21 protein-coding genes and 1 pseudogene are annotated in these 24,849 nt (G+C 56.7%); 12 read left to right on the top strand and 10 right to left on the bottom strand.

The window, feature by feature from the left end:
* Positions 1-104: 104 nt before the first annotated feature.
* Both clpA and clpS read right to left on the bottom strand, forming a co-directional pair.
* Positions 105-2,374: pseudogene (gene clpA / locus RT21_RS16780) on the bottom strand (ATP-dependent Clp protease ATP-binding subunit ClpA).
* Positions 2,375-2,402: 28 nt separating this feature from the next.
* Positions 2,403-2,765, bottom strand: a complete 363-nt coding sequence (gene clpS / locus RT21_RS16775; protein WP_046163622.1) for an ATP-dependent Clp protease adapter ClpS — start codon at positions 2,763-2,765, stop codon at positions 2,403-2,405.
* Between the two features lie 213 nt (positions 2,766-2,978).
* Here clpS and cspD point away from each other — a divergent pair, with 213 nt between their 5' ends.
* Positions 2,979-3,236, top strand: coding sequence for a cold shock domain-containing protein CspD (gene cspD, locus RT21_RS16770; RefSeq protein ID WP_045426519.1), 258 nt, complete (start codon positions 2,979-2,981; stop codon positions 3,234-3,236).
* Positions 3,237-3,293: 57 nt separating this feature from the next.
* Here cspD and icd read toward each other — a convergent pair whose 3' ends face one another.
* A complete protein-coding gene (gene icd / locus RT21_RS16765; RefSeq protein WP_046163621.1) occupies positions 3,294-4,550 on the bottom strand; it encodes an NADP-dependent isocitrate dehydrogenase in 1,257 nt (418 codons plus the stop codon).
* Between the two features lie 366 nt (positions 4,551-4,916).
* On the opposite strand from icd, the gene RT21_RS16760 reads away from it, so the two are divergent.
* From RT21_RS16760 to RT21_RS16715, 10 genes are all read left to right on the top strand, one after another.
* Entirely contained in the window at positions 4,917-7,142 is a 2,226-nt protein-coding gene (locus tag RT21_RS16760) for an NADP-dependent isocitrate dehydrogenase (protein ID WP_046163620.1), read from the top strand.
* Between the two features lie 118 nt (positions 7,143-7,260).
* Entirely contained in the window at positions 7,261-7,701 is a 441-nt protein-coding gene (locus RT21_RS16755) for an NUDIX hydrolase (protein WP_045426510.1), read from the top strand.
* Positions 7,702-7,768: 67 nt separating this feature from the next.
* Entirely contained in the window at positions 7,769-8,899 is a 1,131-nt protein-coding gene (mnmA, locus tag RT21_RS16750; protein WP_046163619.1) for a tRNA 2-thiouridine(34) synthase MnmA, read from the top strand.
* The gene (hflD, locus tag RT21_RS16745) at positions 8,896-9,519 is read left to right on the top strand and encodes a high frequency lysogenization protein HflD (protein WP_045426495.1); all 624 of its coding nucleotides are present in this window, start codon (positions 8,896-8,898) and stop codon (positions 9,517-9,519) included. The genes mnmA and hflD overlap by 4 nt, the downstream gene beginning before the upstream one ends.
* Before the next feature lie 109 nt (positions 9,520-9,628).
* Positions 9,629-10,999: an adenylosuccinate lyase gene (gene purB, locus RT21_RS16740; RefSeq protein WP_046163618.1), complete on the top strand. Its 1,371-nt coding sequence runs from the start codon at positions 9,629-9,631 to the stop codon at positions 10,997-10,999.
* Between the two features lie 76 nt (positions 11,000-11,075).
* The gene (locus RT21_RS16735) at positions 11,076-12,242 is read left to right on the top strand and encodes a ribosomal protein uL16 3-hydroxylase (protein WP_046163617.1); all 1,167 of its coding nucleotides are present in this window, start codon (positions 11,076-11,078) and stop codon (positions 12,240-12,242) included.
* Entirely contained in the window at positions 12,235-12,660 is a 426-nt protein-coding gene (locus RT21_RS16730) for a GNAT family N-acetyltransferase (RefSeq protein ID WP_045426487.1), read from the top strand. Before RT21_RS16735 ends, RT21_RS16730 begins: the two co-directional genes overlap by 8 nt.
* A gap of 7 nt (positions 12,661-12,667) precedes the next feature.
* A complete protein-coding gene (locus tag RT21_RS16725; RefSeq protein WP_046163723.1) occupies positions 12,668-13,294 on the top strand; it encodes a DUF7931 domain-containing protein in 627 nt (208 codons plus the stop codon).
* Positions 13,291-14,097 carry a secretin N-terminal domain-containing protein gene (locus RT21_RS16720; protein WP_046163616.1) on the top strand — a complete coding sequence of 269 codons (807 nt, stop codon included), beginning with the start codon at positions 13,291-13,293 and terminating at the stop codon, positions 14,095-14,097. The genes RT21_RS16725 and RT21_RS16720 overlap by 4 nt, the downstream gene beginning before the upstream one ends.
* Positions 14,098-14,606: 509 nt before the next feature.
* The gene (locus tag RT21_RS16715) at positions 14,607-16,202 is read left to right on the top strand and encodes an isocitrate lyase (protein ID WP_046163615.1); all 1,596 of its coding nucleotides are present in this window, start codon (positions 14,607-14,609) and stop codon (positions 16,200-16,202) included.
* A 557-nt stretch (positions 16,203-16,759) separates the two neighbouring features.
* Here RT21_RS16715 and RT21_RS16710 read toward each other — a convergent pair.
* The 7 genes from RT21_RS16710 to ppsA form a co-directional block, all read right to left on the bottom strand.
* Entirely contained in the window at positions 16,760-17,752 is a 993-nt protein-coding gene (locus tag RT21_RS16710; RefSeq protein WP_046163614.1) for an OmpA family protein, read from the bottom strand.
* A gap of 99 nt (positions 17,753-17,851) precedes the next feature.
* Positions 17,852-18,418 carry an RNA polymerase sigma factor SigX gene (gene sigX / locus RT21_RS16705; protein ID WP_045426473.1) on the bottom strand — a complete coding sequence of 189 codons (567 nt, stop codon included), beginning with the start codon at positions 18,416-18,418 and terminating at the stop codon, positions 17,852-17,854.
* A gap of 106 nt (positions 18,419-18,524) precedes the next feature.
* On the bottom strand, positions 18,525-19,349 hold the full coding sequence (locus tag RT21_RS16700; protein ID WP_046163613.1) for a mechanosensitive ion channel family protein: 825 nt from the start codon (positions 19,347-19,349) through the stop codon (positions 18,525-18,527).
* A 2-nt stretch (positions 19,350-19,351) separates the two neighbouring features.
* Positions 19,352-19,597 carry a hypothetical protein gene (locus RT21_RS16695; protein WP_045426468.1) on the bottom strand — a complete coding sequence of 82 codons (246 nt, stop codon included), beginning with the start codon at positions 19,595-19,597 and terminating at the stop codon, positions 19,352-19,354.
* 53 nt (positions 19,598-19,650) lie between these two features.
* A complete protein-coding gene (locus RT21_RS16690) occupies positions 19,651-20,643 on the bottom strand; it encodes a zinc transporter ZntB (RefSeq protein WP_046163612.1) in 993 nt (330 codons plus the stop codon).
* 68 nt (positions 20,644-20,711) lie between these two features.
* Complete coding sequence (gene rraA, locus RT21_RS16685; RefSeq protein WP_046163611.1) at positions 20,712-21,200, bottom strand: ribonuclease E activity regulator RraA; 489 nt, start codon at positions 21,198-21,200, stop codon at positions 20,712-20,714.
* Between the two features lie 216 nt (positions 21,201-21,416).
* Entirely contained in the window at positions 21,417-23,789 is a 2,373-nt protein-coding gene (gene ppsA, locus RT21_RS16680) for a phosphoenolpyruvate synthase (protein ID WP_046163610.1), read from the bottom strand.
* A gap of 156 nt (positions 23,790-23,945) precedes the next feature.
* On the opposite strand from ppsA, the gene RT21_RS16675 reads away from it, so the two are divergent.
* Positions 23,946-24,764: a posphoenolpyruvate synthetase regulatory kinase/phosphorylase PpsR gene (locus RT21_RS16675; RefSeq protein ID WP_045426458.1), complete on the top strand. Its 819-nt coding sequence runs from the start codon at positions 23,946-23,948 to the stop codon at positions 24,762-24,764.
* The last annotated feature ends 85 nt before the right edge of the window (positions 24,765-24,849 follow it).

Genomic DNA, 24,849 nt, shown 5'->3' with positions numbered 1-24,849 from the left:
GAATGCAAAGCGCTGGGTAGCCCCAGCTTTGCGCTTCGCCACCTTGATCAGACAAAAACGCCCGGCTATGCCGGGCGTTTTTTTGCTTCCATTACCTCAATGCGTTAAGCCAACTCGGCAGACGTCTCAAAGTCAAAGTAGGGCTCGCCATCACGAATATCGATGTGCACGACACCGCCGTGTTCGGCCAGTTCACCGAACAGGATCTCCTCAGCCAGTGGCCGCTTGATCTTGTCCTGAATCAGCCGAGCCATTGGTCGCGCCCCCATTTGCACGTCGTAGCCGCGCTCAGCCAACCATCCGCGTGCCGCATCGGACACTTCGAGCGTGACATGCTTGTCCTCGAGCTGCGTCTGTAGCTCGATGAGGAATTTGTCAACGATGCTCTTGATGACCTCATGGCTAAGACGGCCGAACTGGATGATCGTATCCAGACGGTTGCGGAATTCAGGCGTGAAGCTCTTCTTGATCACTTCCATGGCGTCGGAAGCGTGATCCTGATGTGTAAAGCCAATGGACGCTCGTGCAGCAGTCTCCGCACCCGCATTAGTGGTCATGATCACGATCACGTTACGGAAATCCGCTTTACGGCCGTTGTTATCCGTCAACGTGCCATGGTCCATGACCTGAAGCAGCAGGTTGAAAACCTCCGGATGCGCTTTCTCGATCTCATCAAGCAGCAATACGCAATGCGGCTGTTTGGTGATGGCCTCCGTCAGTAACCCACCCTGGTCGAAACCGACATAGCCAGGCGGCGCGCCGATGAGTCGAGATACGGTATGCCGCTCCATGTACTCGGACATATCGAAGCGTACTAACTCGATCCGAGAGCCCGCGCCAACTGGCGGGCAGCTTCTGTTTTACCCACACCGGTGGGACCAGCGAAGAGAAACGAACCTACTGGCTTGTCTGGAGCTTTGAGCCCTGCCCGTGACAGCTTGATTGCCGTCGCCAGAGAGTCGATTGCGTCATCCTGACCAAACACCGTCAGCTTCAAGTCGCGCTCCAGGTTTCGCAGCAACTCCTTGTCTGATGTACTTACATGCTTGGGGGGAATGCGAGCGATCTTCGCTACGATATCCTCGACCTGCTCGACTTCGATTCGAGCGACGCGCTTGTCCTCGGGCTGAAGCCGCTGATAAGCGCCCGCTTCATCGATGACATCGATGGCCTTGTCAGGCATATGACGATCATTGATGTAGCGGGACGCAAGCTCTGCCGCAGCGCGGAGAGACTCATCGCTGTATTCGATGTTGTGGTGCTGCTCGAATCGACCCTTCAACCCACGCAAGATGCCAATGGTGTCTTCAACCGATGGCTCGGACACATCGACCTTCTGAAAGCGCCGCGCCAGTGCACGGTCCTTCTCGAAGATGCCGCGAAATTCCTGGAAGGTAGTCGAGCCAATGCATCTGATCTCGCCAGAAGACAGCAACGGCTTGAGAAGATTGGACGCGTCCATTACCCCGCCAGAGGCCGCGCCTGCACCGATAATGGTGTGAATTTCGTCTATGAACAGGACAGCTTGCGGACGCTTGCGAAGCTCGTTCAACAGCGCCTTGAAGCGCTTCTCGAAATCACCGCGATATTTTGTACCAGCGAGCAAAGCCCCCAGATCAAGCGAATAAACGACGCTGTTGGCGAGCAGCTCGGGCACCTGGTTATCTACGATACGCTTGGCCAGACCCTCGGCAATCGCAGTCTTGCCCACACCAGCCTCACCAACGAGCAACGGGTTGTTCTTGCGACGGCGAGCCAAAATCTGCGCGACCCGCTCGACCTCATGTTCACGCCCAACCAACGGGTCGATACGGCCTTGGCGCGCCAGATCATTCAAATTGCTTGCATAGGCATCGAGTGGATTTCCGGCTGCGGACGAATCGCCGCCCTCCTCATCTTGCATTTCCCCGTCGCTTTCAGGATTGCCGTTGTTACCAGGCACCTTGGAAATGCCGTGAGCAATGTAATTGACGACGTCAATGCGGGCGACATTCTGCTGCTTGAGCAAAAACACCGCCTGGCTTTCCTGCTCACTGAAAATCGCAACCAGCACATTGGCGCCAGTGACCTCACGCTTGCCCGAGCTTTGAACGTGGAACACTGCCCGCTGCAATACTCGCTGGAAGCCTAGGGTCGGTTGGGTTTCGCGCTCGTCATCGTGCTGCGGAATCAGAGGCGTAGTGGAGTCGATGAACTCCTGTAGGTCATGACGCAGTTTATCGAGGCTGGCTCCGCAGGCGCGCAACACCGTTGCGGCCGCTTCATTGTCCAGCAGGGCTAGCAGAAGGTGCTCAACCGTCATGAACTCATGACGCTTGGTACGTGCCTCCTTGAAAGCCAGATTCAGAGTGACTTCGAGCTCACGGTTCAACATAGCTTTCACCTCTTACCCAGCAGTCGGGTTAACCGTCCTTCTCGATCTCACAAAGCAAAGGATGCTGGCATTCCCTTGCATATTGATTGACCTGCATTGCTTTGGTTTCAGCGACGTCGCGAGTGTAGACGCCACAAACGGCCCGCCCTTCGGTATGAACCGCCAGCATGATCTTGGTGGCTAGCTCCCGATTGTGATTGAAAATTCCCTCCAGCACCTCCACGACGAAATCCATCGGCGTGTAGTCATCATTAAACATGACAACTTTGAACATCGGTGGTGCCTTCAGCTGCGGCTTGGCTTCTTCGACCGCCAAGCCAGAGGAGTCGTCGTCCGAGGGCTTCGGACGATCTTGATTGAATACTAGTCGAATCTCTGGAAATGCACGCATGCGTATAACAGTTCTAGATCGGGGCGCCGAGGCCGGGTAAATAGAAGGGCTTCACAGCCACCTGACGAGTCGCCTTGACTATCGGCAAAACGATGATACAAACAGTATGTGCCACAACGGCAACGGGCTGCGCATGTGGGCCATGTGCTGCATCAGCGCGGAATGAAATGGATGTTACTCCAGTGATGGACTCCTTTGCAGAGGGATAACAGCATGCTAAGCGGTAAGGTCAAGTGGTTCAACAACGCTAAAGGCTATGGATTTATCGTAGCAGACGGCGGCGATGAGGACCTGTTCGCCCACTACTCTGCCATTCAAATGGAAGGGTACAGAACTCTGAAAGCTGGGCAAGCGGTCATGTTCGACATCCTGCAAGGTCCCAAGGGCCTGCACGCAACCAACATTCGGTCGCTGCAGACCACTGCGGAGGCGGTTGCACCTGCCTCACAGGGCTCGACCGTAGACGCCTGATGCCAGGCAACAAAAAGGCCGATCATTGATCGGCCTTTTTGTGTTGCTCCCTCAAAACTACATGTGGGAGATCATGGCATCACCGAACTCCGAGCAGGACATCAGCTTAGCCCCATCCATCAGACGCTCGAAATCGTATGTCACCGTCTTGGCGGCGATAGCGCTTTCGGTCGATTTGATGATCAGGTCGGCTGCTTCCACCCAACCCATGTGACGTAACATCATTTCCGCGGAAAGGATCAACGACCCTGGGTTGACTTTGTCCTGCCCCGCATACTTCGGCGCCGTGCCGTGCGTGGCCTCGAACATCGCTACTGTGTCCGAGAGATTCGCCCCCGGAGCAATACCGATGCCACCCACTTCAGCCGCCAAAGCATCTGACAGGTAGTCACCGTTCAGATTAAGTGTGGCGATCACATCGTACTCGGCAGGGCGCAGCAGAATCTGCTGAAGCATCGCGTCAGCAATGGTGTCCTTGACGACAATGTTCTTGCCTGTATTAGGGTTTTTGAACTGCATCCACGGACCACCGTCCAGCAACTCTGCACCGAACTCGTCGCGCGCCACCTCGTAGCCCCATTCTTTGAATGCGCCTTCGGTGAACTTCATGATGTTGCCCTTGTGGACAATGGTCACTGAGCTGCGATCATTGTCGACTGCGTATTGCAGCGCCTTGCGCACCAGACGCTTCGTCCCTTCCAGAGAAACCGGCTTGATGCCTATGCCGCAATTTTCAGTGAAGCGGATCTTCTTGACACCCATCTCTTCAGTAAGAAACTTGATGACCTTTTCGCACTCAGGCGAGCCGGCCTTCCACTCTACCCCTGCGTAGATGTCTTCAGAATTCTCACGGAAGATAACCATATCGACGTCTGCAGGCTTCTTCACCGGGCTGGGTACGCCTGTGAACCAGCGTACGGGGCGCTGACAGACATAGAGATCAAGCTCTTGGCGTAGGGCAACGTTCAGCGAGCGAATGCCACCGCCGACCGGGGTGGTCAGAGGACCCTTGATAGACACCACAAAATCGCGCACGACCTCCAGCGTCTCCTTGGGCAGCCAGGTATCCTGGTCATACACCTGCGTCGCCTTCTCGCCTGCATAGATTTCCATCCAGGCGATCTTGCGCTCACCGCCGTAGGCCTTCTCTACGGCAGCATCGACTACCTTGATCATCACTGGGCTGATGTCCACGCCAATACCGTCACCTTCTATATAAGGAATGATCGGATTGTTGGGTACGTTCAGGGTGTTATCGGTATTGACGGTGATTTTGTCACCGCTGGCAGGCACCTGGATCTTTTGGTATCCCATGCTGGACTCCGTTTGTGTGGTTAAACATTAAACAGTGGTCATCTTCGAAGAGTAACCCAGTTGAATCGGCCTAAACCATATGTTCGTTCGTCGTATGGCCAGGGCATTCTTTGACAACGGGTGGCAGTGATATACTGCTTAGGTGACTAACGAGTCATGAGAGGCAGCTAATCTCCGACGAGATCCTCGCCCCTGAACCGCCAGGCTGCCAACCGCAGCCGGTCGGTCAAATACTCAACACTCCAGTGGTGCTGCATCCAACATCATCGCGGCGAACCTCGAAACTGGCACGGCTAACGCAGCCAGGGCGCCTACCTGCGCAAATCGAAGTTCTGTGCACGCTCAGCAAGAGAGAGTCAACTCTACATGTCCACCCGCTCGAAGATTATCTATACCTTCACCGACGAAGCCCCGGCGCTGGCCACCTATTCGCTTCTGCCCATTGTAGAAGCCTTTGCCGCCTCCGCTGATATAGCCGTCGAAACACGTGACATCTCTCTCGCAGGGCGCATCCTTGCAAGCTTTTCCGATCAGCTGGGTGCCGACAAAGCGGTTGAAGATGACCTGGCCAAGCTTGCCGAGCTGACTAATCAGCCGGACGCCAACATCATCAAGCTCCCCAACATCAGCGCCTCCGTGCCTCAACTCAAGGCGGCCATCGCTGAACTGCAAGCATTGGGTTATGGCATTCCCAATTTTCCAGAAGACCCGCAGACGGAAGCCGACAAAGAAGTGCGTGCGCGTTACGGCAAGGTGCTCGGTAGCGCCGTTAACCCGGTTCTGCGCGAAGGCAACTCGGACCGACGCGCCCCGGCAGCGGTAAAAGCCTTTGCTCGCAAGCATCCGCACTCGATGGGCAAGTGGAGCAAGGCGTCGCAGTCGCATGCGGACTACATGCGCGGCGGCGATTTCTTCTCCAGCGAACAGTCCATCACCATGGCAGCAGCAGGTGATGTGCGCATCGAGTTTGTCGGCAAGGATGGCAAGGTTGAAGTCAAGAAGCAGCTCGCCTTGCAGGAAGGCGAAGTGCTCGACGGCATGTTCATGAGCTGCAACAAGCTGCGTGAGTTTTTCGAGCAAACGCTGCAGGACTGCAAGGAAACCGGTGTTATGTGGTCCCTGCATGTCAAGGCGACCATGATGAAAATCTCGCACCCGATCGTCTTCGGCCACGCCGTTAGCGTTTACTACAAGGACGTCTTCGACAAGTACGGCGAGCTGTTCAAAGAACTAGGCGTCAATCCAAACAATGGCATCAGCAGCGTCTACGACAAGATCAAGTCGCTGCCCGACTCCCAGCAGGAAGAGATCCTTCACGACATCCACGCCTGCTACGCCGAGCGTCCTGAAATGGCGATGGTGGATTCTGTCAAAGGCATCACAAACCTCCACATTCCGAGCGATGTGATCGTCGATGCGTCCATGCCCGCCATGATCCGCAACTCGGGTCAGATGTGGGGCAAAGACGGAAAGCAGAAAGACACCAAGGCGGTGATGCCAGAGAGCACCTATGCCCGTATTTATCAGGAGATGATCAACTTCTGCAAGACCAACGGTGCGTTCGATCCGGTAACCATGGGCAGCGTACCGAACGTCGGCCTGATGGCGCAGAAGGCCGAAGAGTACGGCTCCCATGACAAGACCTTCGAAATGCAAGCTGACGGCACCATGCGCGTCGTGCTGGCCGATGGCACCGTGCTGATGCAGCACGAAGTGGAGAAAGGTGACATCTGGCGCGCGTGCCAAACCAAGGACGCGCCGATTCGCGACTGGGTCAAGCTGGCCGTTACCCGCGCGCGCCAATCGGGCACGCCGGCCATCTTCTGGCTTGACCCAGAGCGCGCGCACGACCGTGAACTGCAGAAGAAGGTTGAAGCCTATCTGCAGGAGCATGACCTGAGCGGGCTAGACATTCGCATCATGGGCTACAACGAAGCCATCCGCGTGAGCATGGAGCGCTTGATTCGTGGCCAGGACACCATTTCCGTGACCGGCAACGTGCTGCGCGATTACCTGACCGACCTGTTCCCGATCATGGAACTCGGCACCTCGGCAAAGATGCTGTCGATCGTTCCCCTGATGGCAGGCGGTGGCATGTACGAGACCGGCGCCGGTGGTTCCGCACCCAAGCATGTCCAGCAGTTGATCGAAGAAAACCACCTCCGCTGGGACTCGCTCGGTGAGTTTCTGGCGTTGGCCGTGTCGCTGGAAGAGACGGGCATCAAGACCGACAACGTCAAAGCCAAACTGCTGGGCAGAACGCTGGATGCTGCAACCGGCAAGCTGCTCGACAACAACAAGTCGCCCTCTCGTCGTACCGGTGAGCTGGACAACCGCGGCAGCCACTTCTACCTGGCGCTGTACTGGGCGCAGGAGCTAGCAACACAAACCGAAGATACTCAACTGCAGGCCCGTTTCGCGCCCCTGGCGAAGCAGCTACAAGACAACGAGCAAGCCATTCTCGCTGAACTGGCCGAGGTTCAGGGCAAGCCCGTGGAGATCGGCGGCTATTACCGCTCCAATCCTGAGCTGACCAGCAAAGCGATGCGTCCTAGCGCAACGTTCAACGCCGCGCTCGCCGCCCTGGCTTGATCTTCGCTGGCGGTACTGCTTCATGAAACAAAGAAACCCCGGCGCTAGGCCGGGGTTTCTTTTTTACAGTGCCCGCGAAACGCTACCATCGAAGTCTATAGACGAGCTGAGGCCGAACATGAGCTGGCATCCACACATAACCGTGGCGACGATTGTCGAGGTCGATGGCCGCTTCCTTATGGTCGAAGAATCAAAAGGCGGCCGTTTGGTACTGAATCAACCGGCGGGGCACCTTGAACCCCACGAAACATTACGCCAAGCCGCGGTGCGCGAAACCCTAGAGGAAACCGGCTGGGAGGTCGCGCTCGCGGGTGTAGTAGGTATCTACCTATACACTGCACCTAGCAACGGCGTGACCTACCAACGCGTCTGCTTTGCGGCCACTCCGGTTCGCCATGAGCCGCACCGCGAACTCGACAGCGGCATTGTCGCAGCGCTCTGGATGACTCGAGACGAACTGGCCGACCAACCGGAACGTTGGCGCAGCGAGCTGATCCTGCGCTGCATTGATGACTATCTGGCTGGCCCGCCACACGATCTCGCCGTGATACGAGACTGAGCGACCTTAACCGCTGGCTTGACCGGCCTGTTAGAATTGCACGCTTTGCAGTTAACCCTGAGTCTTTATGCCTGATTCACCGTTCGTTGCCCCTGAAAACCTGCGCGTCATTGTCGGCATGTCCGGCGGTGTCGACTCGTCAGTTTCCGCTCTGCTTCTCCTCGAACAGGGGTACCAGGTCGAAGGCCTGTTCATGAAGAACTGGGAGGAAGATGACGGAACCGAGTATTGCACTGCTCGGGAGGATCTAGCCGACGCCCAGGCCGTCTGCGACAGGATCGGCATTAAACTGCACACGGCAAACTTTGCCGCTGAGTACTGGGACAACGTGTTCGAGCACTTTCTCGCTGAGTACAAAGCAGGCAGGACGCCGAATCCCGACATCCTTTGCAACCGCGAGATCAAATTCAAGGCGTTCCTTGATTATGCGCTGGCGCTCGGCGCCGACCTGATCGCGACCGGACACTACGTGCGGCGACGAGACATCGATGGGCGCAGCGAGCTGCTCAAAGGGCTGGACTCGAACAAGGACCAAAGCTATTTCCTTCACGCTGTTGGCGGCGAGCAGCTGAGCAAAACCTTATTCCCGGTGGGGGAGCTGGAAAAGCCAGCGGTCCGGGCAGTTGCCGAAAAGCACGGGTTGGCGACGGCGAAAAAGAAAGACTCGACCGGAATTTGCTTCATCGGCGAGCGCCGTTTCAGCGATTTTCTCAAGCAATATCTGCCTGCTCAACCGGGCAACATCGACACGATAGACGGCGAAACCATAGGTCGCCATCACGGCCTTATGTATCACACCATCGGCCAGCGGCAGGGTTTGGGTATCGGCGGCCTTAAGGACGCGAGCGACGAGCCTTGGTACGTGTTAAGCAAGGATCTCGAGCGCAACGTGCTTGTAGTAGGCCAAGGCAACGACCATCCCTGGCTGTTCTCGCGCGCCCTGCTCGCCTCAGAAATCTACTGGGTCAATCCGATCGAACTGACCGCCCCTCTGCGGCTCACGGCGAAGGTTCGCTATCGGCAGAGCGACCAGACCTGCACATTGGAACAGACCGCCAACGGCTATCGAGCGGTGTTCGACGAACCTCAACGCGCCGTAACGCCTGGCCAATCCGTGGTGTTCTACGATGGCGACGTTTGCCTCGGTGGTGGCGTGATCGAGACCGCAGAGCCCTGGTTCGCCGGAGCCCGCCCATGACGCCACGACAGGAACAACTAGTAGCTCTTGGGGCTGTATTCGAAGCTGCAGCACTGGTCGATCGAATAGCCCGAACCGGTCAAGTGCCGAACGCAGCCCTGGCGAACCTGTTGGGCAGCCTGTTGGTGCGAGAGGACAAACCGGCTTTGGAGATCTATGGCGGAGATGACTTGAATCTCCGCGAGGGCTATCGCGCCCTTGTCGGTGCACTGGAGCGAGACACCAGCAGCCTGCAACGCGAGCCGCTGCGCTATGCGCTGGCGATGATCGGCCTGGAACGACAGCTGGATAAACGCCGTGACCTGTTGCAGGTGATCGGAAGCCGCCTGGACCAGATACAGCAGCAGGCCGATCACTTTGGGCTGACCCACGAAAACGTAATCGCCTCTTTTGGCGGTTTGTACCAGGACACACTGAGCACCTTTCGCCAGCGCATTCAGGTCCAAGGCGACATGCGCCATCTTCAGCAGAACGACAACGCAGCAAAAATACGCGCACTTCTGCTGGCAGGGATTCGTTCAGCGCGGCTCTGGCGCCAGCTCGGCGGGCACCGTTGGCAGATGGTATTCAGCCGGCGCAAAATGCTCGACGCGCTATATCCCATGCTGAAATCTGAATAACCGCAACACGGAGCGCAACGTGCTTACTGGCCACAGCGGCAATTAGCCGTCCGCTTCGTGTATAATCTTCGCCCTCTTTTCGTCGCTCGACTGTCCGAGAATGCCCTCTATGCAGCTTTCCTCGCTCACCGCGGTTTCCCCTGTCGATGGCCGCTACGCCGGCAAAACCAGCGCCCTGCGCCCCATTTTCAGCGAATTCGGCCTGATTCGCTGCCGCGTTCAGGTTGAGGTCCGCTGGCTGCAGCGCCTGGCTGCACATGCCGGAATTCCAGAGGTGGCGCCTTTCTCGGAAGAGGCTAACGCACTACTCAATCAGCTTGCCGAAGACTTCCAGCTGGAACATGCCGAGCGTGTTAAGGAATTCGAGCGAACCACCAACCACGACGTAAAAGCGGTGGAATACCTCCTCAAGGAGCAGGCCAAGCAGTTACCGGAGCTGGCCAAGGTCAATGAGTTCATCCATTTCGCATGTACCAGCGAGGACATCAACAACCTGTCCCATGCTCTGATGCTACGCCAGGGTCGAGATGAGGTTTTGCTGCCCCTAATGCGCCAGTTAGCGGACGCAATCCGCGCCTTGGCTGTTGCGCATGCAGACGTACCAATGCTCTCCCGTACCCATGGTCAGCCCGCTTCGCCCACCACCTTGGGCAAGGAACTGGCTAACGTGGTCTATCGCCTGGAGCGTCAGATTGCGCAGGTTGCGGCGGTACCGCTGCTCGGCAAGATCAATGGCGCCGTCGGCAACTACAATGCTCACCTGTCGGCTTATCCCGACGTTGACTGGGAAGCTAACGCGCGAGAATTCATCGAAGGTGACCTTGGACTCTCCTGGAACCCTTACACCACACAGATCGAGCCTCACGATTACATCGCCGAGCTGTTCGATGCCGTGGCTCGATTCAACACGATTCTCATAGATTTTGATCGCGACATCTGGGGCTACATTTCGCTGGGCTATTTCAAGCAGCGCACCGTTGCTGGCGAAATTGGCTCCTCGACCATGCCGCACAAGGTCAACCCGATCGATTTCGAGAACTCGGAAGGCAATCTCGGTATTGCCAACGCACTGCTGAGTCACTTGGCGAGCAAGCTGCCCATCTCCCGCTGGCAGCGTGACCTGACCGACTCCACCGTACTGCGCAATCTGGGAGTTGGCTTTGCTCATAGCATTATTGCGTACGAGGCCAGCCTCAAAGGCATCGGTAAACTGGAGCTCAACGAAGCGCGAATTGCCGAGGACCTCGACGCTTGCTGGGAAGTACTGGCCGAGCCGATCCAGACCGTCATGCGTCGGTATGCCATTGAGAATCCCTACGAGAAACTCAAGGAGTTGACCCGAGGCAAAGGCATCAGCCCCGAGGCGCTGCAGACTTTCATCGAAGGCCTGGATATGCCGGCCGAAGCCAAGCAGGCGCTGCGCAAACTGACCCCGGCCGCCTACATCGGCAACGCCGCCGATCAGGCCAAGCGGATCTGAGCGAACTCATTATTTGCACGCCCGGCTGTGCCGGGCGTTTTTATTTGCAGCTCTTAAACAGAGCAAGGTACCTGGCATGACTTCCGACACCCCTTTGCAAATCCTTGGCGGGATCAGCGCGCGCGAGTTTCTTCGTGATTATTGGCAGAAAAAACCTCTACTGGTCCGCCAGGCAATTCCCGGGTTCGAAAGCCCGGTTTCCCCAGACGAGTTGGCCGGTTTGTCTCTGGAGGAGGAAGTCGAGTCCCGCCTGGTCATCGAACATGGCGAAACTCCGTGGGAGCTGCGCCGCGGCCCCTTCAGCGAAGATAGCTACCAGAACCTGCCGGAGCGTGACTGGACGTTGCTGGTCCAGGCCGTCGACCAATTGGTGCCGGAAGTTGCCGAGCTTATCGAGCACTTTCGCTTCCTGCCCAATTGGCGGATTGATGACGTAATGGTCAGCTTTGCAGCGCCGGGGGGCGGTGTGGGTCCGCACTTCGACAATTACGATGTATTCCTCCTCCAAGCGCATGGCCAGCGTCGCTGGCGCGTAGGTCAGATGTGCGACAGCGAGAGCAAAATGCTCAAGCATGCCGACCTGCGCATACTCGCGGATTTTCAAGGCACCGACGAATGGGTGCTTGAGCCAGGCGACATGCTTTACCTGCCGCCAAGACTGGCTCATTTCGGTACCGCCGAAGATGCGTGCATGACCTACTCGCTAGGCTTCAGGGCTCCCAGCGCAGCGGAAGTCCTCACCCATTTCACTGACTTCCTGGCGCAGTTCCTGCCTGATGAGGAACGCTACAGCGATGCCGATATGCTTCCGATCGAAGACCCGCACCAGATCCAAAGCGATGCGCTGGATCGCCTGCGCGCGATGCTCACCGAGCATATGGGCGACGAGCGATTGCTGCTAACCTGGTTCGGCCAGTTCATGACCGAACCGCGCTATCCGGAGCGAGTGCAGGGTCCGGAAATCGACGAGCAGGCAATGCTCGCAGCATTGGATGATGGCGCCATACTCGTGCGAAACCTGAGTGCGCGCCTGGCCTGGAGTGAAGTGGACATCGGCTTGTTGCTGTTTGCCAGCGGCCAAAGTCGGTTGATTCCAGGTCATCTGAAGGAGCTATTGAAAATGGTCTGTTCAGCCGATGCGCTCCATGCCGAAAATCTCGCTGGCTGGCTGAGCGACGAGGATGGGCGTAATCTCGTGCTGCAACTGGTCAAACAGGGAAGTCTGGAGTTTGCTGATGAGTGACATAGAAGTTCGCATCGCCGACTGGCAGCAGGATAACGCCGACCTACGCCGGATTAGGGAAACTGTGTTCATTGCTGAACAGTCCGTGCCCCCGGAACTGGAGTGGGACGCAGACGATGTCGAGGCTGTGCATTTCCTTGCCTTGGAAAGCGGCTATCCGATTGGTACCGCGCGACTGCTTAATGACGGGCATATCGGTCGCGTTTCGGTATTACGCGACTGGCGCGGAATGAACGTCGGCGGCGCACTGATGAAAGCGGTCATTGAAGAAGCCGAGCGGCGCGGCCTCAACGAACAGCGACTCACCGCCCAAGTGCATGCCACATCGTTCTATGAGCGCCTTGGCTTCGAAGTAGTCAGCGAAGAGTTCCTCGAGGCCGGCCTTCCCCACGTCGATATGCTACGAAAGAGCCACTAGCCATATGATGCATGACGACCCGGATCACTCTATCAGCGAAGACGCCCCGTCGATGATCGAGTTCCAATCACCGGGTCGCTTCCAGATTGATAACCCAGCGGCACAGCCTGCTCTCCAACAAGAATGGCACGCCGCGCCGTTTACGCTAGGCGTCAGCACTACAGTTCAAGCTTTCAATGACATGGGCGAAGCTCGTAAGCATGCGCTTGCGCTGATCGAGCAGGTCAGGCGCAGCCTGAGCATCTATACGCCGGACCTGGAACCTTGGCTGTACAACCACAGCTGCATTCAAAAGGCATGCTCGCAGTTTTTACGGGCCCATCCACGCAACCGCTTGCGTATCTTGGTGGGCGACTCGTCTCGCGCAGTCAAAGAAGGCCACCGCCTGGTCACTCTGAGCCGCAGATTGACTAGTAACTTGCACATTCGCCGCACTCATCAGGATTATCAACTACAAACCACCGCGTTCCTCGTGGTCGATGGGTGCGGCATGCTGATTCGCCCGAATGCGGATCAATTCTCTGGTCATGCGCTATACCGAGACCCTGGCCGCGCGCGCCAACAGCTAAGGCTATTCGACGCCGCCTGGGACCGTAGCCTTCCTGATCCCGATATGCGGAGCTTTTTGCTATGACTCGTCGTTTTTTCGCTGCTTGCCTGTTAGTCGTTAGCTCAGCGCTTAACGCTGCGACAGAGGTAATTCCGCTGGACTTCCGAATGGCGGAGGACGTGCTACCGATCGCCCAATCAGTTGTAGGGGATAAGGGCAAAGTCAACGCATATGGCAACCAGCTGATTGTAAACGCGCCGTCCGCTGTGATCACTGAGCTGCGCGATGTGCTGTCCAAGCTAGATACCGAACCTCGCAGGCTGCTTATAAGTGTCGATACCCAAAGCTCGGCCGCAGGCAGCGAAAGTGGCTATCGGGTCGACGGCACAACCCGCATCGGTGACGTTGAAATCCAGAGTGGCGACGGCGAGAAGAGAGGCAGAGACCAGGCGCGCATCATTCGTCGCAGCACCAACAGCCAAGGCGGAGGTGTTCAACAGGTCCAAGCCACCGAGGGTTATCCTGCATTGATTCAGATAGGCCAAAGCGTACCAATCACCACCACGGGGGCCGATGGCTACGGGCAGATCTATCAACAAACTCAGTATCGGGATGTCACTCGCGGTTTCTACGCCACCGCTACGGTACAGGGGGACCGGGTGCAGGTTACGATCAGCAGCCATAACGACCGTATGAGCGCATCCCAGCCAGGCGCAATCAACGTCCAGCAAACCGATACTCGGGTCAGCGGGCGGCTCGGCGAATGGATTGAGCTCGGCGGCGTTGACGAATCTGCAAACTCCAGCGAGAACGGAATGCTACGCAGATATTCCACAGCCGGCAGTCAAGACCTTTCCCTACGACTAAAAGTAGACACGCTGAATTAAGAAAGTTCAGCAGACAAATAACGCTCGGTTAAGAAATGTAGTGCTTACCAAAGCTCACTACAAAAACATTTGACGAACCATTTTAGCCGGAGCATCATGGCCCCGCTCCCGCTAACCAGAGACTCTGAAAGGGTCTCCGGATCGCGCTCAGCCAACCAGCAGAGGCGTTCCGTGACTGTACTGCCCACAAGGCGGACTGACGAGGTTGCGACTGGAACGAGTCGTCCTGAGGGACGGGGAAGCGATTAACGCATCAGCTCGAGACATAAGTTCGCTGATCCACTCAACGGCCCCGCGTCGCTGTGTGTTGGAATGCCACGATCATTCCACAGCTAACCGAATCCTCTTGCGGTCGTAACTGCATACCCTCCTCCTCTTGGTTCAATCCTCGTCTCGGTCGATATTTCGACGCTCTGCCACGTGTTGCCCGCTTCATCAGCGCAAGCACGTAGGTTTCAGTGGGAAAAGTCGGTGCTCAACCAAACACGAATTTCTTTGAAGGATTGACCATGTCAGCTTATCAAAACGACATCAAGGCCGTTGCCGCTCTGAAAGAAGCAGCTGGAAGCAGCTGGAGCGCGATTAACCCCGAATCCGTAGCACGTATGCGTACACAGAACCGCTTCAAGACCGGTCTGGAAATCGCGCAGTACACTGCCGACATCATGCGCAAGGACATGGCTGAGTACGACGCCGATACGTCCGCCTACACCCAGTCGCTAGGCTGCTGGCATGGCTTCATCGGTCAGCAGAAACTGATCTCCATCAAGAAGCACCTGAAGACCACCAATAAGCGCTACCTCTACCTGTCGGGCTGGATGGTTGCCGCGCTGCGTTCCGAGTTCGGCCCGCTGCCCGACCAGTCGATGCACGAGAAGACTGCCGTCTCCGACCTGATCGAAGAGCTGTATACCTTCCTGCGCCAGGCCGACAGCCGCGAGTTGGACCTGCTGTTCACCGCTTTGGACGCCGCTCGCGAAGCCGGCGACACTGCCAAGGCCGCCGAGATCCAGTCGCAGATCGATAACTACGAAACCCACATCGTCCCGATCATTGCCGACATTGACGCTGGTTTCGGTAACCCGGAAGCCACCTACCTGCTGGCCAAGCGCATGATCGAAGCCGGCGCATGCTGCATCCAGATCGAGAACCAGGTTTCCGATGAGAAGCAGTGCGGACACCAGGACGGCAAGGTAACCGTTCCTCATGCCGACTTCCTGGCCAAGATTGCCGCCGTCCGCTATGCATTTCTCGAGCTGGGCATCGACAACGGGGTCATCGTTGCGCGTACCGACTCTCTGGGCGCCGGTCTGACCAAGCAGATCGCAGTGACCAAAGAGCCGGGCGACCTGGGTGACCTGTACAACTCCTTCCTTGACTGCGAAGAGATCACCGAAGCCGACCTCGGCAACGGCGACGTTGTGATCAAGCGTGAAGGCAAACTGCTGCGTCCTAAGCGCCTGCCGAGCAACCTGTTCCAGTTCCGCAAAGGCACCGGCGAAGCGCGCTGCGTCCTCGACTGCATCACTTCGCTGCAGAACGGCGCGGACCTGCTTTGGATCGAGACTGAGAAGCCTCATGTTGGTCAGATCGCAGCCATGGTTGACGAGATCCGCAAAGAGATCCCGAACGCCAAGCTGGTCTACAACAACAGCCCGTCCTTCAACTGGACCCTCAACTTCCGCCAGCAGGTGTTCGATGCATTCGCTGCCGAAGGCAAAGATGTTTCCGCCTACGATCGCGCCAAGCTGATGAGCGTCGAGTACGACGAAACCGAACTGGCTCAAGTTGCCGACGAGAAGATCCGTACCTTCCAGAAGGATGGGTCCGCTCATGCTGGTATCTTCCACCACCTGATTACCCTGCCGACTTACCACACTGCCGCACTGTCGACCGACAACCTGGCAAAAGGGTACTTCGCTGATCAGGGCATGCTGGCCTACGTCAAAGGTGTACAGCGTGAAGAGCTGCGTCAGGGTATCGCCTGCGTCAAGCATCAGAACATGGCTGGCTCCGACATCGGCGACAACCACAAGGAGTACTTCGCTGGCGAAGCGGCTCTGAAGGCAAGCGGTAAAGACAACACCATGAACCAGTTCCACTAAGAACTGAATATGGCCCAGGCGCCGCCTGGGTCAGTGGTGTAACAGATGTCTTGGCATCTGCATAAAAGCTGCCCCTATATGGAGCAGCTTTTTTTTTGTGTACGACGCGCACACGAGACCTAGCTAACCGCCGCCCCTCCTCTCGCACCGTCCCTGGGCAGCCCCCGCCCAGACAGAGCACTGCCGACAAGCCGAACAGGCCTTCTGTACTAATCGCGGCGCTCACAACTTGCACGACAGCGTGGAGATCTTTAGACGATCTCAGTAGGCATGCTCGCCGCCCCTGCTCACAGTGTTATGGAGGGCTGTGATGTTGCGCACGACGGCGCTGCATGCCAACAAGCTGGAGAGCCAGCGTGAACGCTGTATCAGCCAGATGACAGGCATATCTGATCTCGCATGCAAAGCCCACCGATAGGTAGACCTTCAGGTCTACAAGGGACGTAGCTAAAGCAAAAAAAATCCGATGCCAGAATCTGGCATCGGATTTTTTGAAAAGCTTAGAAGGAGCCCAAGACTAAGCAGGGCACCCACCAGCTAGCGAAACAAGATACGAATTAACGAACCTGTGCTTCGACTTCAGCTTCTACACGACGGTTGATCTGACGACCTTCCTCGGTGCTGTTGTCAGCAACCGGGCGGGCTTCACCGTAACCGACCGAATCGACACGCTGGCTCTCAACGCCGTACTGGTTGACCAGCACCTCGCGGACAGCCTGAGCACGACGCTCGGACAGACGCTGGTTATATTGATCGGTACCCACCGAGTCGGTGTGACCTTCAACGGTCGTGTTGGTCTGAGGGTACTGCTGCATGAAGTCAGCCAGGTTCTTGATGTCGTTGTAGCTCTCTTCGCGAACGCGGGCCTTGTCAAAATCAAACTTGACGTCCAGCTCGACGCGAACGAGTTCCGGCTCTGGCTCTGGCTCGTTGTCGACCATTGGCGCCGGTGCTGGCGCAGGGGTCGGCTCGACCTGTGCTACCTGCTGCTGAGCACCACCACCGAAGTTCAGACCGACACCTACGCCAGCCATCCACTCAGCTTCGTCCGCATCGATGTTGTACATGCCGTCAACACTCGCCTTGGCGAAGAAGTTTTCGGTGAAGTAATACTTCACGCCAGTACCGACGTTGGCGAAGGTGCTGTGATCACGACCGCCACGGGCAGCTTGACCAATGCTTTGGTGAGCGGCACCTGCGGATACGTAAGGACGCAGACCAACGCCCGGCTGGCCGAAGTGGTAAGTGGCGTCCAGAGAAGTCAGGCTACCCTTGATATCTTTGTGCCCGCCTGCGCCGACCGGGTCCCGGGACGTCAAGTCGTGGTATTCGCCGTACGACAGACCAAGCGAAACGTCATCAGTCAGGAAGTAGCTAGCGCCAGCTCCGTACAGTTCGCCGTCACGCTGAACATCGCGCGAGCTATCGGTGAAGTAATGCTTACCGAATGCTTCCACCTCTACGGCACCTTGGCCCTGGGCCAGCGCGCTAATAGAAGTGGCGGCAACCAAAGAACCAATTACAACGCCTAAGGTGTTTTTAAGCTTCATCCGTAAATCCCCATCTGGTGGTGAGTATCAGAACAATCTAAGGAAACCGGCTAACTGCAAGCCCAAGCTGTTCGCTAACAATAGGACAGCTTAATGCCGTTAAGTTTCAGCGATTCCCGAAAATTTTTCGCGTAATTTATCTAGCGCCCGCTTGTAACGCATCTTTGTTGCGCTTAGTCCCATGTGCATGATGTCGGCAATTTCCTGAAACTCCAATTCTGCCACAAAGCGCAGAACGAGAATCTCCCGATCGATCTGGTTCACATGCACCAGCCACTTGTCTAGCTCCGGCCTTTCTTCGACGTTCGGCGCCTTTTCCTCGGACGCCTCTTCCACAGGATCAAGGCTCAAAGCATCAAGTAAGCGGCGCTTGCGGCGCTCTTTCCGGTACTGAGTAATACACTCGTTGTATGTAATGCTATATAGCCATGTTTTGAACTTCGATTTACCTTCAAAGTTCTTTAAACCATATAAAACCTTGAGCATCACTTCCTGACAAACGTCATCAGCGTCTCGGTCGTTTCCTAAATAACGCGCGCATACGTTGAAGAGTGTACGCTGATAACGGCGCATCAGCTCTTCATAGGCCCTCGTTACATGAAACAGCTCCGCATGGGCGCGCTGCACCAGCTCCTCATCGGATAGCTGGCGGGGGTCGTAGCTCATGGTCGGCGGATGGGTTTTAGTCAAGGCGCTTCGAACCGGCAATAATCGTGGCCGCCGTTCGCGGTAACCCGCAGAAGAGGCTGCGCACTTTAACAGAATACCGGGCCTAACGGCTGCCTACGCGCTGCTCTAGCAGCACTCTATTTGCAACCGAGATCAGCTCACCTTCATCGGTAAGCAGCAAGGTCTTTGCGGTTCCAATCTCTTCGATCGAACCCTCTAGCCCCTCGATGCGCACCCTTTGGCCAACCTCGTAAAGTTCACGAACGTAAATGCCGGCGAGAATCTGACTCACCAACTCTCGGCTACCGAGACCGAAAGCCAACGCAACCGCCAGCCCGACAGAGATCAGTGCAATTGCGATAACGTAATTAAGCAGCTCGGTCTTAACCTCCAGCTGGCCGATTGCGACGGAGATAATGATGATGATCACCAACCCCTGCGCGATTCGTCCAAGCCCGGCGGAATATTCAAGGCCAACGCTTTCAGCAGCGCCTCGCACCAAACCATTGACCAGCTGCGCCAAGAGTATGCCAACCAACAAGATCAGCCCCGCCCCGAACACCTTGGGCACGTATAGCGCGAGCATATCGAGCGTCGCCGAAACGCGAGCGAGCCCCAGAGATTCTGCAGCCGACACCAGAAAGATCAGCAATACGAACCAATAGACGATCTTGCCAATCAAGGCCGAGATCGGCATGCGAATACCGGCACGCCCAAGCAACTTGGTTGCCCCGGTACCGGCAACCAACCGGTCCAGACCCAGTTTTGCCAGGACCTTCGACAACAGAGTGTCCAGTAGCTTGGCGACGACAAAACCAACGGCTACCAGCAAGAGCGCCCCGAACAAACGAGGAATGAAGGCAGCGATAGGTTGCCAAAGGGCGCTCATAGCACCCAGCAAGCTCTGGCTCCAGGGATCGAGTTCCATGATCAGTCGACCTTATTGAAAGTAGTACGGGAACTGGAATGGCGTCGAGTCACAGCCGATGTGTGCGGTGCGCCGGCGCTAAACGCGATCAGCACAGCCTGTAGCCAATGCCCCATCAGGCCAAACAGGTCGCCAGCGCCCACCTGTCGGTTGGCCGTTTTCAGTACACGATCCAAGCGGGCGTCGTCATGACGCTCCGACTGCGTGTTAAGCATGTCCCGCAGGGATTCTTCAAAGGGATCGTGCATGTTTACCTCTGCAACAGTGAGACTCTGACGGCACAGCCATATCAGTAGTCACATCACACCCATTTCAATCGGCGGAAGATCCACCATTGGAAACAGGCCACCGCACCAATGAGCACACAAGCCACTGCAAATCCGTAAGGATGTTCGGACCCGGGGATGCCGCCCACGTTTATCCCAAGCAAGCCCGTGAGAAAGCTCATCGGCAGAAAAAAGCCGGTAATGATGCCGAGCAGGTACATGGTTCTGTTCATCCGCTCGCGCATTCGCCTTTCTTCTGCTTCTAGCACTAGATTGACTCGCTCACGGACCAGCTCCAACTCCTCCAGGTAGCGAATCAACCGGTTGCTCAGCTCGTTCCAGTAATCTGTATCGTCATCAACAAACCACGGCAGACGATTGCGCGTGAGCTGCGCGTATATCTCGCGCTGCGGTAACAGAAAACGGCGCAGACCAGCCGCCTGGCGCCGCAACGACAGCAACTTGTCTTGAGGTGGTGTATATCGTTCATCCGTCTCGACTCGGTCTTCTTCTCCATCCAGCTTTTCTGTCAGAACGGCAACGAGCTCATCAACCCGCTCGGTGAGCGCGTCTGCCAGGGCAAGCAATACTTCGGATGCCGTTTTCGGACCAACACCAGCGTCAAGCTGCTGGAGCACCACTTCGGTCGAGCGCAGCGGCCGCAGGCGCAACGAAATAACCCTGCGCGCATCTGCGAATACCCTTAGCGAAACCATGTCCTCTGGCTCCGCATCGGGATTCAGGTTGACGCCTCGCAGGAATAGCAGCAACTCGTCGCCAGGCAGCGCAAGCAAACGTGGACGAGTATTTTCTTCCAGTAACACGTCGCATGCGAACGCGCTCAGGCCGCTCCGGTCGCGCAACCAAGCCTGGGCCTGAGCCTGACTGCGATCCCAATGAAGCCACAAGCTTTCATGCGCGGCTAACTCCAAAGAGGAAATGTCTGCATAGGCAATTCTGCGCGCACCACCTTGCCCGTCTAACACAAGGGCATGTAGAAGCCCTATACGACCTATTTCGTCAGGCAACGGTCCCGCCTCCTAAAAATCGTAAAAAAGCCCGGCATAACCGGGCTTGATCAACCAACCGCTACCGGCTAGTCGGGTATCTTCAGCTCTTCGGGCGAAACGATAATGCCGTTGTTGTCGGCATAAACGTATTCACCAGGGCGGAAAGTCACTCCACAAAAGGTCACCGGTACATTGAGGTCGCCTATTCCGCGCTTGTCGGTTTTCATCGGATGGGTGGCCAGCGCCTGGACGCCCAATTCCGTTTGCGCGATTACGTCGACATCACGGATGCAACCATAGATCACCAGACCTTCCCATCCATTGCGCGCTGCTTTCTCAGCAAGCATGTCCCCGAGCAATGCCCGACGCAGCGAGCCACCACCGTCTACCACCAACACCTTGCCTGCGCCGTTTACATCTACCTGCTCCTTGACCAATGAATTGTCTTCGAAGCATTTGATCGTGACGATCTGACCACCGAAGGAGTCGCGACCACCAAAATTGCTGAACATCGGCTCCACCACCTGCACCAACTCAGGGTAGGCATCGCATAGATCGGGGGTGATGTATTGCATGGTAAATCTCCTCAAACATGAAACGCGTCAGGCTCGGTCGCCAACATGCTTCAAAGATAAGCAATTTGCCTACCCGCACTGGTTTCCAGCCACAATGGCTATAGCAGCATTAGCGGAAGCGGCATGCGTCGCGACAAAGATAATGGCATCGGCTGACAGCCCCGCTTTTGCTCAACGCAAAAAAGGGCGGAAACCGCCCTTTTTGCCGTGCTGTGCTTATTTGATCTCGGCGTCAGCCAGGAAGAACCAGGTATCGAGCACCGAGTCCGGGTTCAGCGATACGCTCTCAATACCCTGCTCCATCAGCCACTTGGCCAGGTCCGGGTGATCGGAAGGCCCCTGGCCACAAATGCCAATGTACTTGCCCACTTTGTTACAGGCTTCGATCGCATTCGCCAGCAACTTCTTGACTGCAGGGTTACGCTCATCGAACAGGTGGGCAATGATGCCGGAGTCACGATCCAGACCAAGCGTTAGCTGGGTCATGTCGTTCGAGCCAATGGAGAAGCCATCAAAGAACTCGAGAAACTCATCGGCCAACAAAGCGTTGGAAGGTAGCTCGCACATCATGATGATGCGCAGGCCGTTCTCGCCACGCTTGAGTCCGAACTGACCGAGAATGTCGATAACCTGCGAGGCTTCGCCCAGGGTGCGCACGAACGGGACCATCAGCTCGACATTGGTCAGCCCCATCACGTCGCGAACCTTGCGCATGGCACGGCACTCGAGCTCGAAGCAGTCGCGGAAGGATTCGCTGATGTAACGCGATGCACCGCGGAAGCCGAGCATCGGGTTCTCTTCTTCCGGCTCGTAGAGCTTGCCTCCGATCAGGTTGGCGTATTCGTTGGACTTGAAGTCAGACAGCCGCACGATGACCTTCTTCGGCCAGAATGCCGCAGCCAGTGTACTGACACCTTCAACCAACTTTTCAACGTAGAAGTCGACCGGGTCGCCGTAGCCGGCAATGCGCTTTTCGACACTGCTCTTCACGTCGGCCGGCAGGCCATCGAAATTGAGCAGCGCCTTGGGGTGAACACCAATCATCCGGTTGATGATGAATTCGAGACGCGCCAGACCGACGCCTTCGTTGGGTAGCTGGGCAAAATCGAACGCGCGGTCGGGGTTACCGACGTTCATCATGATCTTGAACGGCAGTTCTGGCATCGCATCGATAGAGTTCTGGCGGATATCGAAGCCCAGTTCGCCTTCGAAGATCAGACCGGTATCGCCCTCGGCACAGGTGACCGTGACACGCTGGCCGTCCTGCAGCAACTCGGTGGCGTTACCGCAACCAACAACGGCGGGAATACCCAGCTCGCGAGCAATGATGGCTGCGTGACAGGTACGACCACCACGGTTAGTGACGATGGCGCTGGCGCGCTTCATCACAGGTTCCCAATCTGGGTCGGTCATGTCGGAAACCAGTACGTCGCCCGGCTGAACCTTGTCCATCTCGGAGACGTCGTGAATGATCTTGACCGGACCGGCGCCGATGCGCTGGCCAATAGCACGGCCTTCGACCAGTACTTTTCCTTTCTCCTTCAGCAGGTAGCGCTCCATGACGTTCCCGCTGCTACGGCTCTTAACTGTTTCCGGGCGAGCCTGGACGATGTAAAGCTGGTTATCATCGCCATCTTTGGCCCACTCAATGTCCATCGGACGGCCATAGTGCTTCTCGATGGTCATCGCCTGATGGGCGAGATTGGTCACTTCCTCATCAGTCAGGCAGAAGCGCATACGCTCAGCCTGATCAACCTCGACGGTTTTGACCGACTTGCCGGCGCTGGCCTCCTCGCCATACACCATCTTGATTGCCTTGCTGCCGAGATTACGACGCAAAATGGCAGGGCGGCCGGCTTCAAGGGTGTGCTTGTGTACGTAGAACTCGTCTGGGTTGACAGCACCCTGGACGACAGTTTCGCCGAGGCCATAGGCACCTGTGATAAACACGACGTCACGAAAGCCTGATTCGGTGTCCAGGGTAAACATTACGCCAGCTGTGCCGGTCTCGGACCGCACCATGCGCTGAACACCTGCGGACAGCGCAACCAGCTTGTGGTCGAAGCCCTGGTGGACGCGGTAGGCAATCGCACGGTCGTTGAAGAGGGATGCGAAGACCTCCTTGGCAGCACGAATCACGTTATCCACGCCGCGTATATTCAGGAAGGTTTCCTGCTGGCCCGCGAATGAGGCGTCCGGCAGGTCTTCAGCCGTCGCCGAAGAACGAACCGCGACCGCCATGTGGTCGTTGCCACCGGCCATCTCAGCGAATGCGGCACGAATGTCGGCATCGAGCTTGGGAGGAAATTGGGCCTCCATGACCCAGCCGCGAATCTGTGCGCCGGCTTTGGCAAGGGCATTGACGTCGTCCACGTCCAGCGCATCGAGAAGCGCGTGGATTTGCTCGTTGAGACCGCTGAGCTCCATGAAATCACGGTAGGCCTGGGCGGTAGTGGCGAAACCACCAGGTACCGAAACTCCCGCACCTGCAAGGTTGCTGATCATCTCGCCGAGGGAGGCGTTCTTGCCCCCTACACGCTCAACATCATGATTGCCGAGCTTATCGAGGGAAACTACGTACTCTACCAAGGTGATCTCTCCACGTTGTGTTGGAAACTCGGTTCGTGCCCATCCGCGGCACGGTGGCCTGGCCCTGCAAAATAAGTAACAATGCCAGCCAATCGAGGCTCGGCGAAGGGGCCTACTATAGCTGAGAACCGTTCTTGACTTAAGGTCCCATGCGCAATGAAACGAACTGCATTTTTCATATCCGACGGTACCGGGATTACAGCCGAAACGCTCGGCCAAAGCCTGTTGGCACAGTTCGAAACCATCACGTTTACCAAGCTCACGCGGCCATATATCGATACGGCTGAAAAAGCGCGAGCAATGGTACAGCAAATCAATAAAGCGGCGGAAAGCGACGGCGCGCGGCCGATCATATTCGATACGCTGGTAAACCAGGAAATCCGCGACATCCTGGCTGAGTCCAATGGCTTCATGATCGACATCTTTTCTTCCTTCCTTGCCCCGCTGGAACATGAACTGATGTCACGTTCTTCCTATTCTGTCGGCAAATCCCATTCGATCAGCCATAACGCCAACTACATGGAGCGAATTGACGCCGTCAACTTCGCCCTGGACAACGATGACGGTGCCCGCACGCACTACTACGACAAGGCGGATCTGATTTTGGTCGGCGTCTCCAGGTGCGGCAAAACGCCCACCTGCTTGTACATGGCGATGCAGTACGGCATCCGGGCCGCCAACTACCCGCTGACCGAAGACGACATGGAGCGACTGCAACTTCCGAGCGCGCTCAAGACCCACCGCGACAAACTGTTCGGCCTGACCATTGATCCGGACCGCTTGACCGCCATTCGCAACGAGCGCAAACCCAACAGCCGATATGCCAGCTACGCCCAATGCGAGTTTGAAGTTCGCGAGGTAGAGAACCTCTTCCGCCGCGAAAACATCAACTACATCAACTCCACGCATTTCTCCGTAGAAGAGATATCCGCCAAAATCCTCGTGGAAAAAGGCGTAGAGCGTCGACTCAAATAAGCGCCGTTCTGCTAGACAACAAAAAGCCCGCTTAGTGCGGACTTTTTGTTTTCGTGCTCAACAAATTTGAGCTTTGCCAACGCCG

Source organism: Pseudomonas sp. 10B238 (assembly GCF_000970615.1).
Lineage (GTDB): Bacteria > Pseudomonadota > Gammaproteobacteria > Pseudomonadales > Pseudomonadaceae > Stutzerimonas.
The sequence above is the reverse complement of the archived record's forward strand: the minus strand, read 5'-3'. Positions and strand labels throughout refer to the sequence as shown.

Excerpts from the sequence above, each read along its gene's own strand:
- clpS (WP_046163622.1), bottom strand. The coding sequence starts at position 2,765 with ATGCGTGCATTTCCAGAGATTCGACTAGTATTCAATCAAGATCGTCCG.
- cspD (WP_045426519.1), top strand. The coding sequence starts at position 2,979 with ATGCTAAGCGGTAAGGTCAAGTGGTTCAACAACGCTAAAGGCTATGGA.
- icd (WP_046163621.1), bottom strand. The coding sequence starts at position 4,550 with ATGGGATACCAAAAGATCCAGGTGCCTGCCAGCGGTGACAAAATCACC.
- RT21_RS16760 (WP_046163620.1), top strand. The coding sequence starts at position 4,917 with ATGTCCACCCGCTCGAAGATTATCTATACCTTCACCGACGAAGCCCCG.
- RT21_RS16755 (WP_045426510.1), top strand. The coding sequence starts at position 7,261 with ATGAGCTGGCATCCACACATAACCGTGGCGACGATTGTCGAGGTCGAT.
- mnmA (WP_046163619.1), top strand. The coding sequence starts at position 7,769 with ATGCCTGATTCACCGTTCGTTGCCCCTGAAAACCTGCGCGTCATTGTC.
- hflD (WP_045426495.1), top strand. The coding sequence starts at position 8,896 with ATGACGCCACGACAGGAACAACTAGTAGCTCTTGGGGCTGTATTCGAA.
- purB (WP_046163618.1), top strand. The coding sequence starts at position 9,629 with ATGCAGCTTTCCTCGCTCACCGCGGTTTCCCCTGTCGATGGCCGCTAC.
- RT21_RS16735 (WP_046163617.1), top strand. The coding sequence starts at position 11,076 with ATGACTTCCGACACCCCTTTGCAAATCCTTGGCGGGATCAGCGCGCGC.
- RT21_RS16730 (WP_045426487.1), top strand. The coding sequence starts at position 12,235 with ATGAGTGACATAGAAGTTCGCATCGCCGACTGGCAGCAGGATAACGCC.
- RT21_RS16725 (WP_046163723.1), top strand. The coding sequence starts at position 12,668 with ATGCATGACGACCCGGATCACTCTATCAGCGAAGACGCCCCGTCGATG.
- RT21_RS16720 (WP_046163616.1), top strand. The coding sequence starts at position 13,291 with ATGACTCGTCGTTTTTTCGCTGCTTGCCTGTTAGTCGTTAGCTCAGCG.
- RT21_RS16715 (WP_046163615.1), top strand. The coding sequence starts at position 14,607 with ATGTCAGCTTATCAAAACGACATCAAGGCCGTTGCCGCTCTGAAAGAA.
- RT21_RS16710 (WP_046163614.1), bottom strand. The coding sequence starts at position 17,752 with ATGAAGCTTAAAAACACCTTAGGCGTTGTAATTGGTTCTTTGGTTGCC.
- sigX (WP_045426473.1), bottom strand. The coding sequence starts at position 18,418 with ATGAGCTACGACCCCCGCCAGCTATCCGATGAGGAGCTGGTGCAGCGC.
- RT21_RS16700 (WP_046163613.1), bottom strand. The coding sequence starts at position 19,349 with ATGGAACTCGATCCCTGGAGCCAGAGCTTGCTGGGTGCTATGAGCGCC.
- RT21_RS16695 (WP_045426468.1), bottom strand. The coding sequence starts at position 19,597 with ATGCACGATCCCTTTGAAGAATCCCTGCGGGACATGCTTAACACGCAG.
- rraA (WP_046163611.1), bottom strand. The coding sequence starts at position 21,200 with ATGCAATACATCACCCCCGATCTATGCGATGCCTACCCTGAGTTGGTG.
- RT21_RS16675 (WP_045426458.1), top strand. The coding sequence starts at position 23,946 with ATGAAACGAACTGCATTTTTCATATCCGACGGTACCGGGATTACAGCC.